Here is a 339-nt window from a genome sequence, read left to right on the forward strand (position 1 = left end):
CGGATTGGCAATTAAGAAAGCGGCCAGAACCGATACGTGTGAGTAGAGCCGCAGCCTGCGTAGGTCTGTACTGAAAAATATTGGCCCTTTAGAACGGCGCCTACTGCAGTAGAGCCGCCCGCCCCATAGTGCGGGTCGCTTTGAGAGCGCGTTACTAAGCTCAAGGCGGCAGGGCTGGGGCCGACCATGACTCGATCGTAACTGTACGCGCATGAGTTGTGGGGAGTGTTCATCGCAACGATCAGCCCAGACGACTCCGCCTGGTAAATAATATTCTTATGGAAGATCTGTTCTGGATTCAGAGTTTGGCCTTGGGCTTGCCAAGTTCCGGATTGGCAA

Annotated in this window: 1 protein-coding gene; it reads right to left on the reverse strand. The window is 54.3% G+C overall.

Features of this window, described 5'->3' with window-relative positions; all coding sequences use genetic code 11:
• Positions 1-11: 11 nt before the first annotated feature.
• The coding region (locus PuT2_RS16005) for a hypothetical protein (protein WP_216820843.1) at positions 12-339 on the reverse strand (328 nt) is incomplete at its 5' end.

It is taken from the genome of Pusillimonas sp. T2 (assembly GCF_002236805.1).
Classification (GTDB): domain Bacteria; phylum Pseudomonadota; class Gammaproteobacteria; order Burkholderiales; family Burkholderiaceae_B; genus Neopusillimonas.